This is a genomic window from Halobellus salinus, from assembly GCF_014646875.1.
Taxonomy (GTDB): Archaea; Halobacteriota; Halobacteria; order Halobacteriales; family Haloferacaceae; genus Haloquadratum; species Haloquadratum salinum.
Genome location: NZ_BMOC01000024.1, coordinates 1 through 15,941, shown reverse-complemented (window position 1 = coordinate 15,941; position 15,941 = coordinate 1). Strand labels below are relative to the sequence as shown.

General features: G+C 66.9%; 12 protein-coding genes and 1 tRNA gene. 7 read left to right on the top strand and 6 right to left on the bottom strand.

The features are described 5' to 3' along the window. Window positions 1-57 precede the first annotated feature (57 nt). Window positions 58-552 carry a hypothetical protein gene (locus IEX72_RS13780; protein ID WP_188788335.1) on the bottom strand — a complete coding sequence of 165 codons (495 nt, stop codon included), beginning with the start codon at window positions 550-552 and terminating at the stop codon, window positions 58-60. 255 nt (window positions 553-807) lie between these two features. Between IEX72_RS13780 and IEX72_RS13775 the strand changes: the two genes are divergently transcribed. Further along, window positions 808-2,730, top strand: a complete 1,923-nt coding sequence (locus tag IEX72_RS13775) for a beta-CASP ribonuclease aCPSF1 (RefSeq protein ID WP_188788332.1) — start codon at window positions 808-810, stop codon at window positions 2,728-2,730. Window positions 2,731-3,016: 286 nt separating this feature from the next. On the opposite strand, the gene IEX72_RS13770 is transcribed toward IEX72_RS13775, so the two are convergent. Continuing rightward, window positions 3,017-4,003: a beta-ribofuranosylaminobenzene 5'-phosphate synthase family protein gene (locus IEX72_RS13770; RefSeq protein WP_188788330.1), complete on the bottom strand. Its 987-nt coding sequence runs from the start codon at window positions 4,001-4,003 to the stop codon at window positions 3,017-3,019. Between the two features lie 70 nt (window positions 4,004-4,073). After that, window positions 4,074-4,403 carry a cupin domain-containing protein gene (locus tag IEX72_RS13765; protein ID WP_188788328.1) on the bottom strand — a complete coding sequence of 110 codons (330 nt, stop codon included), beginning with the start codon at window positions 4,401-4,403 and terminating at the stop codon, window positions 4,074-4,076. A 238-nt stretch (window positions 4,404-4,641) separates the two neighbouring features. Here IEX72_RS13765 and IEX72_RS13760 point away from each other — a divergent pair, with 238 nt between their 5' ends. The 4 genes from IEX72_RS13760 (at window position 4,642) to purF (ending at window position 10,288) form a co-directional block, all read left to right on the top strand. Beyond that, on the top strand, window positions 4,642-5,871 hold the full coding sequence (locus IEX72_RS13760; protein ID WP_188788326.1) for an HD domain-containing protein: 1,230 nt from the start codon (window positions 4,642-4,644) through the stop codon (window positions 5,869-5,871). A 311-nt stretch (window positions 5,872-6,182) separates the two neighbouring features. After that, window positions 6,183-8,090, top strand: a complete 1,908-nt coding sequence (gene dnaK / locus IEX72_RS13755) for a molecular chaperone DnaK (protein WP_188788324.1) — start codon at window positions 6,183-6,185, stop codon at window positions 8,088-8,090. Window positions 8,091-8,237: 147 nt separating this feature from the next. Beyond that, window positions 8,238-8,576: a hypothetical protein gene (locus IEX72_RS13750; RefSeq protein WP_188788322.1), complete on the top strand. Its 339-nt coding sequence runs from the start codon at window positions 8,238-8,240 to the stop codon at window positions 8,574-8,576. Window positions 8,577-8,692: 116 nt separating this feature from the next. Then, window positions 8,693-10,288, top strand: a complete 1,596-nt coding sequence (gene purF, locus IEX72_RS13745) for an amidophosphoribosyltransferase (RefSeq protein WP_188788320.1) — start codon at window positions 8,693-8,695, stop codon at window positions 10,286-10,288. Here purF and IEX72_RS13740 read toward each other — a convergent pair. Both IEX72_RS13740 and IEX72_RS13735 read right to left on the bottom strand, forming a co-directional pair. Then, window positions 10,198-10,626 carry a hypothetical protein gene (locus tag IEX72_RS13740; protein WP_326838267.1) on the bottom strand — a complete coding sequence of 143 codons (429 nt, stop codon included), beginning with the start codon at window positions 10,624-10,626 and terminating at the stop codon, window positions 10,198-10,200. The genes purF and IEX72_RS13740 overlap by 91 nt on opposite strands. A 487-nt stretch (window positions 10,627-11,113) precedes the next feature. Beyond that, the gene (locus tag IEX72_RS13735) at window positions 11,114-11,674 is read right to left on the bottom strand and encodes a DUF420 domain-containing protein (RefSeq protein WP_188788318.1); all 561 of its coding nucleotides are present in this window, start codon (window positions 11,672-11,674) and stop codon (window positions 11,114-11,116) included. Between the two features lie 210 nt (window positions 11,675-11,884). Between IEX72_RS13735 and IEX72_RS13730 the strand changes: the two genes are divergently transcribed. Further along, complete coding sequence (locus IEX72_RS13730) at window positions 11,885-13,324, top strand: ArsB/NhaD family transporter (RefSeq protein ID WP_188788316.1); 1,440 nt, start codon at window positions 11,885-11,887, stop codon at window positions 13,322-13,324. A gap of 67 nt (window positions 13,325-13,391) precedes the next feature. On the opposite strand, the gene IEX72_RS13725 is transcribed toward IEX72_RS13730, so the two are convergent. Then, the gene (locus IEX72_RS13725; protein ID WP_188788314.1) at window positions 13,392-15,662 is read right to left on the bottom strand and encodes a hypothetical protein; all 2,271 of its coding nucleotides are present in this window, start codon (window positions 15,660-15,662) and stop codon (window positions 13,392-13,394) included. A 150-nt stretch (window positions 15,663-15,812) separates the two neighbouring features. On the opposite strand from IEX72_RS13725, the gene IEX72_RS13720 reads away from it, so the two are divergent. After that, window positions 15,813-15,897 (top strand) — tRNA-Leu (locus IEX72_RS13720). Window positions 15,898-15,941: the final 44 nt, after the last annotated feature.

Genomic DNA, 15,941 nt, shown 5'->3' with positions numbered 1-15,941 from the left:
ATCGGAGCCCCACAGCGGTCTTAAATGTCCTGATGCCCGCGGTCGGGAAGGGTTCGGTCACCTCTCCAACTCGGCGGGATCGACCACGAACGGGCTCTCGGTCTCCCGCCACGCCCACCCGGGGAGCCGGGTCTGAAAGCCCGCAGCCAGCGCGGCGTCGAGGTCGTCGATCCCCGCGCCGCCCGCGGAGTGGGTCGTCACGTCGGCGTAGTGGAACGTGGCCTGCGCGAGCAGCGACAGCGGCGTTCCCCCGGCGATCGCAGCGGCGAGTTCCCGCCCCAACACCTCGTCGACCACGAACCCGGGGTAGTCGCCGTCGACGTCGAGGTCGCGGAGGAGCCCGACGTACGCCGCGATGTTGACCGCGACCTCGCCGTCGGCGAACACCGTCGCGACCGACTCGCGGTACGCTTCGGGGTCGACCGGATCGACGGTCGTGCCGAACGCCTCCCCCAGCCGGTCCCGGGTGCCGTTGATCAGTGGGACGACGGTGTCGGCGCGGTCTGTGACCCACTGTGCCTCTTCGGTGACCCGTTCCGGGGTGAGCTTCATACGACTCCCTCGGCGTCGCGCGGCTTCGTTTTTACGAACCTTTTTATCTAACCGCCCAATAGCTCGGGGTAAGCGGGTTTTCCCTGCCGCTCCGAAGCCCGAATCACCGGAGAGGGTCGCGATACGCCACGCTGATGACTTCGCATCCACCACTGCCGTTCGGCCGTGGCGACGACACCTCCGGACCGTCGGGACCGCGCCGGGAGCCCCGACCACCCGTCCGTCGGCGACGACCCCGACGGATCGCCCCAAGGTATGAGTTCAGTAGATACGAAACTCGAAGATCTGCACGCAGAGGTCACGGCGGAGCTGCCGCCCGATATTTCAGTCTCGGACGTCACCTACGAGGGCCCGGAGCTGGTCATCTACACCCGGGACCCAAAGCGGTTCGCCCGGAACGGCGACCTGATCCGGGACCTCGCGGGGAAACTCCGAAAACGGATCACCGTCCGGCCGGATCCGGCGGCGCTGGCTCCGTCCGAGGAGGCCAGCGCCCGGATCCGTGACATCGTCCCCGACGACGCCGGCGTCACCGACCTCTACTTCCACGACAACACCGGCGAGGTCGTGATCGAGGCCGATAACCCCGGGCGGGTGATCGGCAACCGCGGCGCGACCCTCCAGGAGATCACCGCCGCCGTCGGGTGGACCCCCGAGGTCGTTCGCACGCCACCGATCGAATCCTCGACCGTCTCGAACGTACGGGACTTCCTGAAAAAGGAGCGCGACGACCGTCGTGAGATCCTCGAGCGCATCGGCCGGCAGATCCACCGCGAAGAGCTCGCAAGCGAGGAGTGGGTCCGGATCACCTCCCTCGGCGGGTGCCGCGAGGTCGGCCGGACGTCGTTCATTCTCTCGACCGCGGAGACGCGCGTCCTGGTCGACTGCGGCGACGACCCCGCCACCGGCGAGGGCCCCCACCTCGAACTCCCGGAGGCGCTGGGCGCGGGTGCGAACTCCATCGACGCCGTGGTGGTGACCCACGCCCACCTGGGCCACTCGGCGTACCTCCCGGTCCTGTTCGACCGCGGGTACGACGGCCCGGTCTACACCACCGAGCCCACCCGCGACCTCATGGGGCTGCTCCAACTCGACTACCTCAACCGCGCCGAGGCCGAGGGGCGGACCCCGCCGTACAGCTCCGAACGGGTTCGGGCGGCAATCAAACACACGATCCCACTGGAGTACGGCGACGTGACCGACATCGCCCCGGACATCAAGCTGACCCTCCACGACGCGGGCCACGTCCTGGGGAGCGCGGTCGCGCACTTCCACATCGGCGAGGGGCTCTACAACGTCGCGTTCTCCGGGGACATCCGATACGGCGACACCCGGCTGTTCGACGGCGCGGTCAACGACTTCCCGCGCGTGGAGACGCTCGTGATGGAGTCCACGTACGGCGGCCGGAACGACTACCAGACCGACTGGGGCGACTCCGAGCGGAAGCTGACAGATCTCGTATCGTCGGCGCACGACCGCGGCGGGACGGTGGTGATCCCCACCGCTGCGGTCGGGCGAGCCCAGGAACTCATGCTCGTGTTGGAGGAGGCGATGTACGAGGGGACGGTCCCGGAGCTCCCGGTCTACCTCGACGGTATGATCTGGGAAGCGACCGCGGTCCACACCACGTACCCGGAGTTCCTTCGGGAGGACCTCCGCAGTCGCGTGCTCGACACCGACGACAACCCGTTCCTCGCGCCCGCGTTCGAGCGCGTCGACGGCGGCGACGACCAGCGGGCCTCCCTGGCTGCCGACGGCCCCGCAGTCGTCCTCGCGCCGTCGGGGACGGTCACGGACGGGCCGATCGTGTCGTGGCTGCGGCACCTCGGCAGCGACCCCGACTCCCGGTTGGTGTTCGTCGAGCACCAGCCGCGCGGGACCCGCGGGCGGCGGATCCAGGCGGGGCGAACGGAGGTTCAAGTCGGGGGCGAAGGCGGCGTCGGGGCCGCCGAGACCCTCGACCTCGAACTCGGGGTCGAGACGCTCGATGGGTTCTCCGGGCACGCCGACCGGCAGGGGCTGGAGAACTTCGTCCGGACGATGCGCCCCCGTCCGGAGAAGGTGCTGTGCGTCCACGGCGACGAACGTGCGGTCCAGGACCTCTCGTCCGGACTGTATCACGACCACAACCTCCGGACGTTCTCGCCGAAGAACCTCGAGACGTTCCGATTCAGTTGACATCCTCCCCGCGGTAAAACACGGGGCTCTCTCCTCGATTCTCCGTAAGGATACTGTCGAGGTGGGTTGCTGCGGACGGCGCGGGAGCCGCCTCGGGACTCGCACTCTCGACTCGGTGCGACCGCTGTCGTTGCACGTTTCGCCCGTGATCCGGCCAGCGGGCGTTGCGTTCCGGCTGGGACACGGGGGCGTCGTTCCCGGTCACACCGAACGTGCGGCCACATTCGATCCACCCGCGCAGTCCCTTCCGACCTCATCGGGCGGCAGCTCCCGGAGCAGCCGTGTTTCACCCGAGATGTCCGGCCGGCTCGACGCCCGCGCCACGGTTCCGGGCGGTGGTCACGAGTACCGTCCCGGTGACGCCGGCGTCGTCGAGAGCGGCGTGGCCGGCTGCGCGGGCCGAATCGACCCGATCGGCGTGGGTGACCGCGTAAACGCACGGCCCCCACGACGACTGTCCGACGCCGTGACACGCCTGATGGTCGTCCAGGGCGGCCACGATCTGCCCGGCCGGCGGGCGGTAGACGCCGCCCTGTTCGTCGGCGTACCACGTGCCGTTCAGCCGATCGATCGACCGGATCGCCGCGCCGAAGCGCTTGTGAGCGCCCGCCGCGACCGCGGGCAGCAGTCGCCGGGTCACCGCGCCGGCGACCTGGTCTGCTGTCCCGGGAGCCGCGCGCTCGACGACCGACCGGATGCTCTCCTCTTCGGTGTCGCCGCTCCGCCCCCGTTCGGTGTCGGGGATCACAACGAGAAACCGCCACGTTTCGGGGAGATCGCGCCGCACAGCCACCCGGGGGACGGCCCACGCCCCGTCGGCCGGACGGTCGGGTGTGAACTGCTCGGTCGGGTGGCCGGCGTCGATCACGAACCCGCCGGCCTCGAAGGTCGCGATGCCGACACCCGACCGACCGCCGCGGCCGAGGGCGGGAGCCAGCGCCCGCACGTCCGGTTCCATGCCGTGCGCCCGGCCGACCGCCGTGAGCACCGCACCGGCGAGTTGGGTCCCGCTTCCCAACCCGGCGTGTCGCGGCAGCGCGGCATCGATGGTGACGGCCGCTCCGGGAACGTCGAGGCGGGCCACCGCCCGCGAGACGTAGCCACGGGCGACCGGATGGTCACATTCGATGCTGTCGGCCGGGGAAGCGGTGACCACGGTCCGCGGCCGGTCGAGTCCCAACCCGATCCCGCCGTACAGCCGGTCGTGGGCCAGGCTCAGGTTCAAGAACCCGACGTGGATTCGGGCGCCGGTGGTCACGCGGACACGGCTCATCACCGGACGGAGGGCCGGGACCGGGTTTTCGGTTTCGACGGTGGCAAGCCGGGCCGGTGTCGCGGTCCGGCTACGGGAGCGGACAGAGGCTGGCGGTAAAGACGGCCACGTCGTCGGATTCGTTGCGCGCGCCGTGGACCACGCCGCGGTCGTGTCGGACGACTCCGGGCGCTACCACCGTCTCCTCGTCGCCGTCGCGTTCGACGACGACCTCGCCGTTGAGGACGTGGAAAACGTTCGTGCTCTCGGCGTGTTCGTGGGCGTCGAGTTCGGCACCGGGACCGAGCGCGAACGCCTTCACCAGGACGTCGTCGGTCACCACCAGTTCCGCGGTCACGACTTCGCCGTCGTCGGGGTCGAGTGTTGAGCGAGCGTCGGCGTACAGATCGAGCGTTGCCATCACCTGCTGGTGGGTTGTGACGGTATATATACTGTTGGCCCTGCGACGCCGATACACGGATACCCTATCCGGGTCTCGAAGCGTGGCGGCGGGGGTCCGTGACTCCGGCCCGAGCGCTTGAGACGAGTCGGTACGGCCGTCTGGGGGCCGCGACCCCTGGCCGACGCCGCCGACCGCGAGCCGAGCACCCCGCGCCCGCGGCCGACGGCTTTTGTACGACGCCGGGCCACACTCCAGTATGGTGACGATCAAGGACAGCGTCCACGACCACATCGAGGTCAGGGGCGTGGCTGCCGCTCTCCTCGAAACCGACTCGGTCCAGCGGCTCCGACACATCACGCAGTTGGGGACGGTCCACCTGGTGTACCCCTCCGCGAACCACACCCGGTTCGAGCACTCGCTTGGGGTCTACCACCTCGCCAACACGGCGCTCGACCACCTCGGGATCGACGGCGTCCAGGCAGAACGCCTCCGCGCGGCGGCGCTCCTCCACGACGTCGGCCACGGCCCCTACAGCCACAACGTGGAAGGAGTGATCCACCGCCACACCGGCAAGTATCACGACGACGTCCACGAACTCCTCGCAACCGGGGAGGTGGGCAACGTGCTCAGAGAATCGGATCTCGACCCCGAACGGATCGCGGACCTCGTCGCGGGCAACGGTCAGTACGGTCAGTTGGTGTCGGGGGAACTCGACGTCGACCGGATGGACTACCTGGTCCGGGACGCCCACCACACCGGGGTCCCGTACGGAACCATCGATTTCGAGCGGCTGATCCGCGAACTCACGTTCGTTGACGGCGAGCTCGTCCTCGCAGAGGGGAACGTCCAGACCGCCGAGTCGCTACTGCTCGCCCGGGCGCTGATGAACCCCACAGTGTATCAGCACCACGTCGCCCGCATCGCGAAGGCGATGCTCCGGCGCGGGGCCGAGCGGCTGCTCAACCGGGCCGAAACCACGCCCGCGGAGCTCCGGCGGATGGATGACCACGACCTGCTGGTGGCACTGCGAACCACGCCGGCGACCGCGGAACTCGCCCGACGACTCCGGACGCGGGACCTGTACAAACGTGCGGTGTGGGCCGAACTCGACGCAGTCCCGGAAGACGTTGTCGACGCCGGCTACGACACGGTGTCAGAGCTGGAATCCGCAGTCGCCGACCGCGCGGGGCTGTCGTCGGAAGCGGTGGTGGTTGACGTGCCGGACCGGCCGTCGATGACCGAGTCGACCTCCCGCGTGATGGTCAGCGGGGAGATGCGCCGGCTCGGGAAGCAGTCGCCGCTGGTGTCGGCGCTCCGAACTGCGGGGAAACAGCAGTGGCGGCTCGGTGTCTACGCGCCGTCGCACGACACAGATCGGGTTGGCCGGGCGGCCGTCGACGCGCTCGGGCTCAATCTCGACGGTGCGTTGGTCTCCGACGTCCGACCGGGCGTCACCGCCACGTTGGACGAGTTCACTGGGCCGTGATCCGGGACGAGTTCACCGGGCCGTGATCCGGGACGAGTTCACCGGGCCGTGATCCGGGACGAGTTCACTGGGCTGTGATCCGGGACGAGTTCACCGGGCCGTGATCCGGGACGAGTTCACTGGGCTGTGATCCGGGGAGTCGCTGACGGGTCGGTCTGACGCCGCGGGGACGAACAGCACTTCAATATAAATCCACCTACTTGACAACCGTTCCCACGACAAAACCGCACGACAGCTTCGACCCCGTGTTTCCCCCGGTCGGCAGCCGTCTAGTAACCTTTAACCGATTTAGACCAGTAATTGCCGACAAGATGGCGAGCAACAAGATCCTTGGTATCGATCTCGGTACCACGAACAGCGCGTTCGCGGTGATGGAGGGTGGCGACCCGGAGATCATCGTCAACTCCGAGGGCGAGCGGACGACACCCTCGGTCGTCGCGTTCGACGACGGCGAGCGCCTGGTCGGAAAGCCCGCGAAGAACCAGGCGGTCAAAAACCCCGAACAGACGGTCCAATCGATCAAGCGACACATGGGCGAGGGAGACTACGCCGTCGGACTCGACGGCGAGGAGTATACGCCCGAGCAGGTCTCGGCGATGGTCCTCCAGAAGATCAAGCGCGACGCCGAGGAGTACCTCGGCGACGACGTCGAGAAGGCGGTCATCACTGTCCCGGCGTATTTCAGCGACCGGCAGCGCCAAGCCACCAAAGACGCGGGCGAGATCGCCGGCTTCGAGGTCGAACGAATCGTCAACGAGCCCACCGCGGCCGCGATGGCGTACGGCCTCGACGACGAGTCCGACCAGACCGTTCTGGTCTACGACCTCGGCGGCGGCACGTTCGACGTATCGATTCTCGACCTCGGTGGCGGGGTCTACGAGGTCAAGGCCACCAACGGCGACAACGACCTCGGCGGCGACGACTGGGACGAGGCCATCATCGACCACCTCGCCGACGAGTTCGAGACCGAACACGGGATCGACCTCCGCGACGACCGCCAGGCGCTCCAGCGGCTTGAGGACGCCGCCGAGGAGGCGAAAATCGAGCTGAGCAGTCGGAAGGAGACCACGATCACGCTGCCGTTCATCGCGACAACGGACTCCGGCCCCCTCGATCTGGAACAGAAGCTCACTCGCGCGAAGTTCGAGTCGCTCACGAGCGACCTCATCGACCGGACCGTCGATCCCACGAACCAGGCGCTCGAAGACGCCGGCTACAACAAAAGCGACATCGACGAGGTGATCCTGGTCGGTGGGTCCACCCGGATGCCGCAGGTCCAAGAGAACGTCGAGGAGATGACCGGCAAGGAACCCAAAAAGAACGTCAACCCCGACGAGGCGGTCGCGCTGGGTGCGGCCATCCAAGGCGGCGTCCTCGGCGACGAGGTCGACGACATTGTCCTGCTCGACGTGACGCCGCTGTCGCTCGGAATCGAGGTCAAAGGCGGCCTCTTCGAGCGGCTCATCGAGAAGAACACCACGATCCCAACCGACGAGTCGAAGATCTTCACCACCGCCGCGGACAGCCAGACGTCGGTCAATGTCCGGGTTTTCCAGGGCGAACGCGAGATCGCCGAGGAGAACGAACTCCTCGGGGAGTTCCAGCTCACGGGCATCCCGCCGGCGCCCGCCGGCACCCCCCAGATCGAGGTCGAGTTCAACATCGACCAGAACGGGATCGTGAGCGTCGAGGCCGAGGACAAAGGCTCAGGAAATGCAGAATCGATCACCATCGAGGGCGGCGCCGGCCTCTCCGACGACGAGATCGACCGGATGCAGGAGGAAGCCGAAGAGCACGCAGAAGAGGACGAGCGCCGCCGCGAGCGGATCGAGGCCAGAAACGAGGCCGAGAGCACGATCCAGCGGGCCGAAACCCTGCTTGAGGAGAACGAGGAGGAGGTAGACGACGACCTTGTCGAGTCGATCAACGAGAAGGTCGAAGACGTCGAGGAGGTCCTCGATTCCGACGAGCCCACGAAGGCGGAGCTCGAGGACGCCACCGAGGCGCTCGCGACCGAACTCCAGGAGATCGGCAAACAGATGTACGAGGGCCAGCAGGCCGCGGGCGCCGCCGGTGCGGGCGCCGGTGCCGCGGGCGCCGGTCCCGGTGGTCCGGGGCCGGGCGGCGCAGGCGCCGGTGCGGGAGCGGGCGGCGCGGGCGACGGCGACGAGTACGTCGACGCCGACTTCGAGGACGTTGACGAGAGCGACGAGGAGTAGCCGGGTCCGTCGCTCAGCCGGAACTGCATCCCAGTTCCGGTGACAGCAACGAGTGCGACGAGGGGCGGCCGCCCCACCCGGATCCGGCGTCAGACGTCCGTCTGACACTGGAGGAACATTTTTTTCCGCCGGGAATGACGGATGCGTATGCCGATCACCGACAACGAGTGGGAGTCCGGGAAGGAGTGGACCGAGGTCGAACGCGCCGTCGCGGAGTTTCTGAGCGCCGTCTCGCCGCGGGCGTACGCGGTCGCGGAACTGGACGAACTCCTCGTCGAGGGGGGGAGCGTGGACCCACCGGCCGACGAGTGGGACGACGATGGCCCCGACCCGGTCCGCGTCGCGCCGATGGACGTGACCGAGCGGGCGGTCCGGACGGCGGTGACAAACCTGCGGGACGCCGAGTTCCTGGAGTCGAAGCGGGTCGACACCGCCGACGGCGTTGTGACCTACTACCGCCGGTCGGAGCTCAACGTCTTCGGTTGACGGTGGATTCGGCTGGGACCGGGTCAGTATACACACCCGTGCATACTCACCCGCCTCACCCCGACCGAAGGTAGCACATAGACGGTTTTTTAGCCACGGGCGTTTCACTAGCAGGTATGCCAAACGGGCGGGAGTCACCGAACCCCACACCCGGACGCGCGGCGACGCACACCGAACCGACGGACGCGACGTCGACCCACGCGGAACCGACGGGTGGCGTGGCCTCCGGTCCAACCGAAAAGTGCGGCGTCGTCGGTATCGCTCTCAACGACCGGGCGGCCGCACGGCCACTCTACTACTCGCTGTACGCACTCCAGCATCGGGGTCAAGAGTCCGCGGGGATCGTGACCCACGACGGGTTCCAGCAGCACAGCCACGTCGAGATGGGACTCGTCGGCGACGCCTTCGGCGAGGGCGACCTCGACTCCCTGGCAGGGGCGACCGGCATCGGCCACGTCAGGTACCCGACCTCCGGCGGGGTCAACACCTGCTGTGCCCAGCCGTTTTCGGTGTCGTTCAAATCCGGATCGCTGGGGCTGTCACACAACGGGAACCTCGTCAACGCCGAGGAGATCCGCGCGGAACTGGCAGAACTCGGTCACGCGTTCACCTCCAGTGGGGACACGGAGGTCATCGCGCACGAACTCGCGCGCAACCTGCTGGAGGCAGACTTGGTCCGCGCGGTCAAGCGGACCATGAACCGGATCCACGGCTCCTACTCGCTGACTGTTATGCACGACGAGACGGTGCTCGCGGTCCGGGACCCCCAAGGGAACCGCCCGCTGTGTATTGGGGAACTCGCCGACGGCTACGTCGTGGCGTCGGAGTCGGCCGCGATTGACACTCTCGACGGCGACCTCGTCCGCGACGTGCGGCCGGGTGAACTCGTGGTGTTGGAGGCCGATGGGTCCGGGTTCGAGTCCTACCAGTTGGTCGACCAGGAGACGACCGCCCACTGTTTCTTCGAGCACGTCTACTTCGCCCGCCCCGACTCGATCGTCGACGACACGCTGGTGTACGAGGCGCGTCGGAACCTCGGGCGGAAGCTCTGGGCGGAGTCGGGCGTCGAAACCGACGTGGTCCTGCCGGTGCCGGACTCCGGGCGGTCGTTCGCGTCGGGGTACGCCGAGGCCGCGAACGGAACCACGGCCGACGGGGACCCCCGGGCAGAGGGTGACACCGGCGTCGAGTTCGCGGAAGGGTTGATGAAGAACCGGTACGTCGGCCGAACGTTCATTATGCCCACCCAGGACGAACGCGAGCGGGCCGTCCGGCTGAAGCTCAACCCGATCAAGTCCACCATCGAGGGGCGGTCAGTCACGATCATCGACGACAGCATCGTCCGGGGGACGACGTCCCGACAGCTGGTCTCGCTGCTCCGCGACGCGGGCGCCGAGGAGGTCCACGTCCGCATCGGCGCGCCGCCGATCGTCGCCCCGTGTTACATGGGGATCGACATGGCGTCCCGGGATGAGCTCATCGCGGCCGACCGGTCGATTGACGAGATCCGCGAGGAGATCGAAGCCGACAGCCTCGGATACCTCTCGATCGACGCGGTCGCGGACGTGCTCGACGCGTCGCGGCTCGACCTCTGTCTCGGGTGTGTCACCGGCGAGTACCCCTACGACATCGACGGCGAAGCCACCGACCGCGACATCCAGCGGCCGGTGATCGGCGACGGGGAGGGGTCGCCGGCGCGAGCCGACGACTGAACGGCGACCCGCGACCTCCCGGGTGGCTTCCCCACCGACACGCAGAAGACGAACGGGGTGACCACGGCGACGCGGTCGCCGTTCGACAGTTCGGTGCCGAACCCCTCGAGGTTCTCGTTGAACGCCCCATCGATCAGAATCCGGGCGTACGCCCGGCTCTGTTCGCCGGCCGGGTTCTTCCGCAACCCGCCGGGCGCGTCGTCGCCATCGACGGGCGCCCACCCGCGAGTGGCCGGGTCGGCTTCGATCTCGGCGGTCGCTGGGTCGCGGACGTCGTAGTCGGCCAAAACTGCCTCGGCAAACCCCCGCAGCGTTGACCCGCCAGTCGTGAACGACACCTGTGGCGTCCTGAGCGCGTCGCGTAGGCGTCCGGTCGACCGAACGTCGACGGTCGTCGCTGCCTGTACCCGTTGTGATTGCACTGTATTGGTGGATGCCCGCCCACCCACGTACGGAACACGCGAGGAGAACGCCCCGCGCTTCAGCGCGGGGATGAATCCGACAGTCGGTGAAACGAACCCCTGACAGTAGCCAGTCCGGATTTGGAATCTTCAGTGTTGTATGAGCTTCGACCGTCGAGGGGGGCGGTGTTCCCGGGGACGCGTCCAGCACGTCTGGATGGGAAGACCCCGTTGACAGGGCTACACCCGTTGCAGTGCGCGTCTTCGGTTATGATTGGACGGCTACCGCCGAAGGGTCACGCGAAAGCGTCGTTGAGCCCCGAGGGAACACGGAACCGCGAACGCCGCGTCGTGGGAGCCTCGCGCGTTAGCGGGGAGAGGATGTCAACAACCCCCGAACGTATCGGTTGTGCGACGCCGAAGCTCAGTACACAACGTACAACAGCAGGTAGACCACGTCGCCGAGGAGAAAGGAAATGAACCACAGCGACGCCGCCACCCGACCCACGCGGGGGTGAAGCGAGTCGCGGATCGCCGGGATCGGCCGCGTGAGCGCGAGCAACGCCACGTAGTACAGAAGCGGGACGCAGGCGATCGCGAGCAGGATATGGACCCCGAGCGTGGGGAGGTAAACGTACTGGTAGACCGCGTCGGGGCCGGGAAACGCGGTCGTCCCGCGGAGCGTGAGCCGGTAGAGGTAGCACGCGAGAAACGCTGCGAACAGCCCGAGCGTGGTCACCATCAGTGCCCGGTGGCGGCCGATGCGGCCACGCCGGGCCGCACGGACTGCGAGCGGAATCGTCACCAGGGCAGTCGTGCTGAGAACGGCGTTGATGTGGGGGATGGCGTTGACGACGGCGTCGGGGGCCCGCGGTAGGAGCGAGGCGGGGACGACACCGCCGACGGCCCCAAACACGGCCGCGAGCGACACCACGGACAGCAGGGCCGTCAGTTCGGGGACGCGGTCGCTGACGCGGAGTTCCATGCCTGAAGGCCGGACGGGGTGGAAAAAACGGTGTCGGCTCCCGGGCGGCGGCCGCCGTCACGCGATGTGGACCCCGGCCGACGAGCGCACACTACGATCACAGTCTTTTTGATGAATCCGTAGGGACAACGAGTAGCGACTGGTGGGGGTCAGTGACGGAAACCGACCGACAGCGCCGATTGGACGCCGCCAACGACCGATAGTGGGCTAATGGTCCTCGAAATCCCGACACCTGCGTTCATCCTGCTTCTGACTGTCGCGTCAGTGCTGCTGATCGTCAACGACCACCGAACGTCGGTAGAGCAGCGGCTCCGGGCCCGCTTCGGGGTCGACCGGGACTGGTGGATCCCCGTCGTCGCGTTCACCATCGCGGTCAGCCTCTCCCTGGTCGGTCTCCCCGCGATACGGACCGCGTTCGTCGAGAAGTTCGACATCATCGTGCTCATCTTCTCGTTCGGGATCATGTCGGAGGGACTGGGTGCGTCCGGGTTCTTCCGGTATATCGCGTACAAGATCGTCGCCCTGTGTGAGGGCAACTCAACGCGGCTCGTCCTGTATCTGTTCACGATGACGTCGGTCGTCACCCTGTTCACCACGAACGACATCGTCGTGCTGGTGTTGACCCCGGTGATCGTGGAGATCTGCTTTCAGGCGGGGATCCGGAACACCAGACCCATCCTGCTCTCGCAGTTCGTGGCCGCGAACACGCTCTCGATGGGGCTTCTGATCGGGTCGCCGACGAACATCATCATCTCCGAGGAACTCGGGATCAACTTCTTCGAGTATCTGGCGATGATGCTGCTTCCGGCGATCGTCGCGTTCGGCTCTTCGTTTCTGCTGATTACGCTCCTGATCAGGGTGACGGAGTCGGACGCCACGACCGCGTTCGACGACCTCCACATCCAGCCGGAGTACACGATGCCGGCGGAAGTCCCCGAACCCTACTTCACGACCCAGATGCGCAACTGGATCCTGATCTTCGTCACGTTCGTCGTGCTGGTGGCGGTGGTGACCTTCATGCGTGTCTCGCTGTTCTGGTGTGCGATCCCGAGCATGATCATCGCCATCGGGTACTGGTACACCTCCGACGAGCACGAGGCACCCGTGGTCCAGCCGCTGAAACGGCTGCCTTACGGGGTGTTCTTTTTCGGGATGACCTTCTTCGTCTTCGCGGAGGCGTTCGCCCGGAGCCCGGTGGTCGAGACCGTGCTGATCCCGTTTCTCCAACAGTTCTTCGCAGAGAGCCCGGTTCGGGCGGGCGTGCTCGGCGTCTTCGGCTCCGGAATCTTGGTGAACGTATTCAACGACCTCCCGGCGGCCGCGCTGATCGCCAACGTGCTCTCCCGGCTGGAGTTCTCGTCGTTCATCTCCAGGACCCTGCTGATCCAGTCCTCGCTCGTGGGGCTCAACATCGGGACCTACGTCACGCAGGTCGGGGCGCTGGCCGGCCTCATCTGGTTCAACCAACTCCGCATCCAGCGCGCCAAGCAGCGGGAGTACTTCCCCGACCTCGTCGGGGAGATGTCGTTCCCCAGCCGGGGCGACCTCGTCAGATACGGGCTCCTCCACTTCGTGTTCACCGGCCTGTCGGTCGGGCTGTTCTTGATTTTCGTCTGGGTGTTCCTGTCAGTGCTCATTGGGCCCTACTGACCCCACGCCCGGCACGGTCCCGCAGCCGCGCCGACCTCCCGAGGGTGCGCCGGGCGGGGAACCGGAATCAGGTCCGCGGGAACGAGAGCAGGAACTCGCCCGCCGGAGTGTCGTCGTCCCCGGTCGGTTCCGACAGCTCCACCGTCAGTCCGGCCGCGGATTCGGGATCCCGCTGCAGCGACAGTGTCGTCAGCGGGAGTCTGCCGTCCTCACGAGTGCCGTCCGCAGCCCCGTCCGCGTTCCCATCAACCGGCGGCGTGTCCGCCGCCTCGGCCTCGTCGTGCCGCTCGAAACGGTCGACGCGGAATTTCCGGAGATAGTGTGCGGTCTCGACCGCCCAGTTGACGGCGGCCGTCCGGGTGAGCTTCCCCTCCTGTATCAGCCCGTTTATCGGCTCGCTGTGTCTGAACTGGACGATGTTGTGCAGGAACGACAGTTGCGTCTCGTGTGTCCGGAGCACCTTGTCGACGGAGAGGTACCGGTACTCCCCGTTGTGCGACCGGGTGTCGGATTCGACCGCCAGGAACACGTCGGTGTGGTCGATCCCCGTCGCCGAGTCCCGCAACCGGTCGTCGATCGCGTCGAGGATCCGGAGGATGTTGACCTCGGGGTCGGGGACCGTGTGGTTCAGGGCGATCACGACCTTGTCCCCGGCTTCGAGCGTCCGCGGGCTCTTGTCGGTCTCGTGGAACAGCATCTCCAGGAGTTCGCTGATCGAGTCGTACTGGACGGCGTTGACAGCGTCCGACAGTTCCGGGGTGACCTGCCCCGCCGAGTTGTACACCGTCAGGTTCCGACCCCGCTCTGCGGGGTGTTGCCCGAACGAGAAGACGAACTCGCGGATCCGATCGTTGAGGTTGACAACGAACACGTCGCCCGCCCCGTCACCGGGGGTGTCGTCGCCCGCCGCCGTGTCCGCCTCGACGTGGCGCTCTTTGGCCACCTGGAGGCTCGCTGTCGCGGTCTCCATCTGCGGATTCAGGTGGGCGTCTGCGAACCGGATCGGGACCGTCGTCCCCGAGATGTCGGATAACAGTCCGTACAGGATCCCGATCTCGTCGCGGTCGCCGCTTTCGAGGTCGGCCCGGAGCCGGGCCTCGACCTCGGATAACACGTCCCGTTTGAGCCTCACGCGCCGGGTGTCGGTCGCCTCCGTCCAGCGGGCGTCGGTCGCGTCGAACGCCCGGATCTCCGCGAGCGCCTCGTGCTCGCTGTCGGACAGCGGCGTGGCGTGGAAGGTGTAGTTCGACAGCCGGTACCCCCGGATCCACTCCGGCGGGGTGGGTACCGTATCGAAGTGGTAGTAGGCGTCGAGCTCGCGGACGGGCGTCGCCACGTCCAACCGCATCAGGTCGCGGATGTCGGTCTGGAAGCTCACAGCGTGGAGATGCTCGCGGAACCGGGTGTCGGCCAGACTGTCCGAGACCCCCGCCAGCTTCCGGCTGTCGGACAGCCACACGGTACTCGGCGTGTCCGCCCGCCGGTTCGGACTGTCCTCGAGGTCGCTGACGTGTCGGTTGAGCTCTGTGACCAACCGGACGTTCTCGTAGTCGGTGTCGTTGTTCGTGTCCGGGAGGATGTACAGTTCGTCGGCTCCGACCGCGTCGTACTGCTCGAAGAGGAGGTCCTCCGAGTACGACAGGCGTTCGATCTTGGTGCGGTACTCCTTCGAGTCCAGATCCTCCAATCCGTCGATGAAACTCCGTGCGTCTTGGAGGTTCGACTCCTTCGCGAAGATAACGACGAACGCGTCCGAGCGATCGAGAATCGACCTGATCACCCCGTCGTACTTCTCGTGGTAGTTGAATATCAGCACGCGGTACGCACCGATCTGCCCCTCCGCCATCTGTTTGACTAGGGTGTCGTGCGCCTGTTCGGACGTGTACCTGACGATCGTGACGATCGACCCCAGGACGACGAACGGGAACACGCCCGCCAGAAGCAGCGCCAGAATGCTGTTGGGGGTCTGGCCCTGCTGTAACCCGCTCACCACGAACACCAGGATCCACGTGGCGTAGTCGACCACCCCGGAGAACGGTGCCGGCGAGGGGTAGAACGCCGCGTGGAGCACCTCGGCCCAGTAGACGAGCACCAGAAACACCGCGAGGAGGACCCCGGTGACCGCCAGCGTGTACGTCTTCCTGTACCGGAGGCTCCAGATACGCACCCGCGTGAGGAACCGAAACAGCTCGTTGAAGTGTCCGACCAGGATTCCGTTCTTTTTGAACGTGCGAGCCAGGCTATACCCACCCAGGGTCGCGAAGACCGCGTAGATCCAGAAGATCACCCACGCGGCGATTCCGGGAGAGCGGATGAACTCGGACCCCGATACCACCATCTTTCGTATCCGATTCAGAAGGTCGCTATATGAAATTTTTCGTGGACGCGACGGATGGACGCGTTCCGGCGGTACCACGCCGAGCGGCCTTCGGGAAAGGAAACTCATTTAAATTGTCCCGGACTACGGTGGAATGCGCTTCAGTACTGCGCGTGGGTAGCCAAGCTAGGCCAACGGCGCAGCGTTGAGGGCGCTGTCCTGTAGAGGTCCGCCGGTTCAAATCCGGTCCCACGCATACCGCCTCGAACGAACGTGAGAGGCGTGTCTGCGGAGTAGGCG

Coding starts and splice junctions, on each gene's coding strand:
- IEX72_RS13750 (WP_188788322.1), top strand. CDS start 8,238: ATGCCGATCACCGACAACGAGTGGGAGTCCGGGAAGGAGTGGACCGAG.
- IEX72_RS13770 (WP_188788330.1), bottom strand. CDS start 4,003: ATGAGCCGTGTCCGCGTGACCACCGGCGCCCGAATCCACGTCGGGTTC.
- dnaK (WP_188788324.1), top strand. CDS start 6,183: ATGGCGAGCAACAAGATCCTTGGTATCGATCTCGGTACCACGAACAGC.
- IEX72_RS13775 (WP_188788332.1), top strand. CDS start 808: ATGAGTTCAGTAGATACGAAACTCGAAGATCTGCACGCAGAGGTCACG.
- IEX72_RS13760 (WP_188788326.1), top strand. CDS start 4,642: ATGGTGACGATCAAGGACAGCGTCCACGACCACATCGAGGTCAGGGGC.
- IEX72_RS13725 (WP_188788314.1), bottom strand. CDS start 15,662: ATGGTGGTATCGGGGTCCGAGTTCATCCGCTCTCCCGGAATCGCCGCG.
- purF (WP_188788320.1), top strand. CDS start 8,693: ATGCCAAACGGGCGGGAGTCACCGAACCCCACACCCGGACGCGCGGCG.
- IEX72_RS13735 (WP_188788318.1), bottom strand. CDS start 11,674: ATGGAACTCCGCGTCAGCGACCGCGTCCCCGAACTGACGGCCCTGCTG.
- IEX72_RS13765 (WP_188788328.1), bottom strand. CDS start 4,403: ATGGCAACGCTCGATCTGTACGCCGACGCTCGCTCAACACTCGACCCC.
- IEX72_RS13780 (WP_188788335.1), bottom strand. CDS start 552: ATGAAGCTCACCCCGGAACGGGTCACCGAAGAGGCACAGTGGGTCACA.
- IEX72_RS13730 (WP_188788316.1), top strand. CDS start 11,885: ATGGTCCTCGAAATCCCGACACCTGCGTTCATCCTGCTTCTGACTGTC.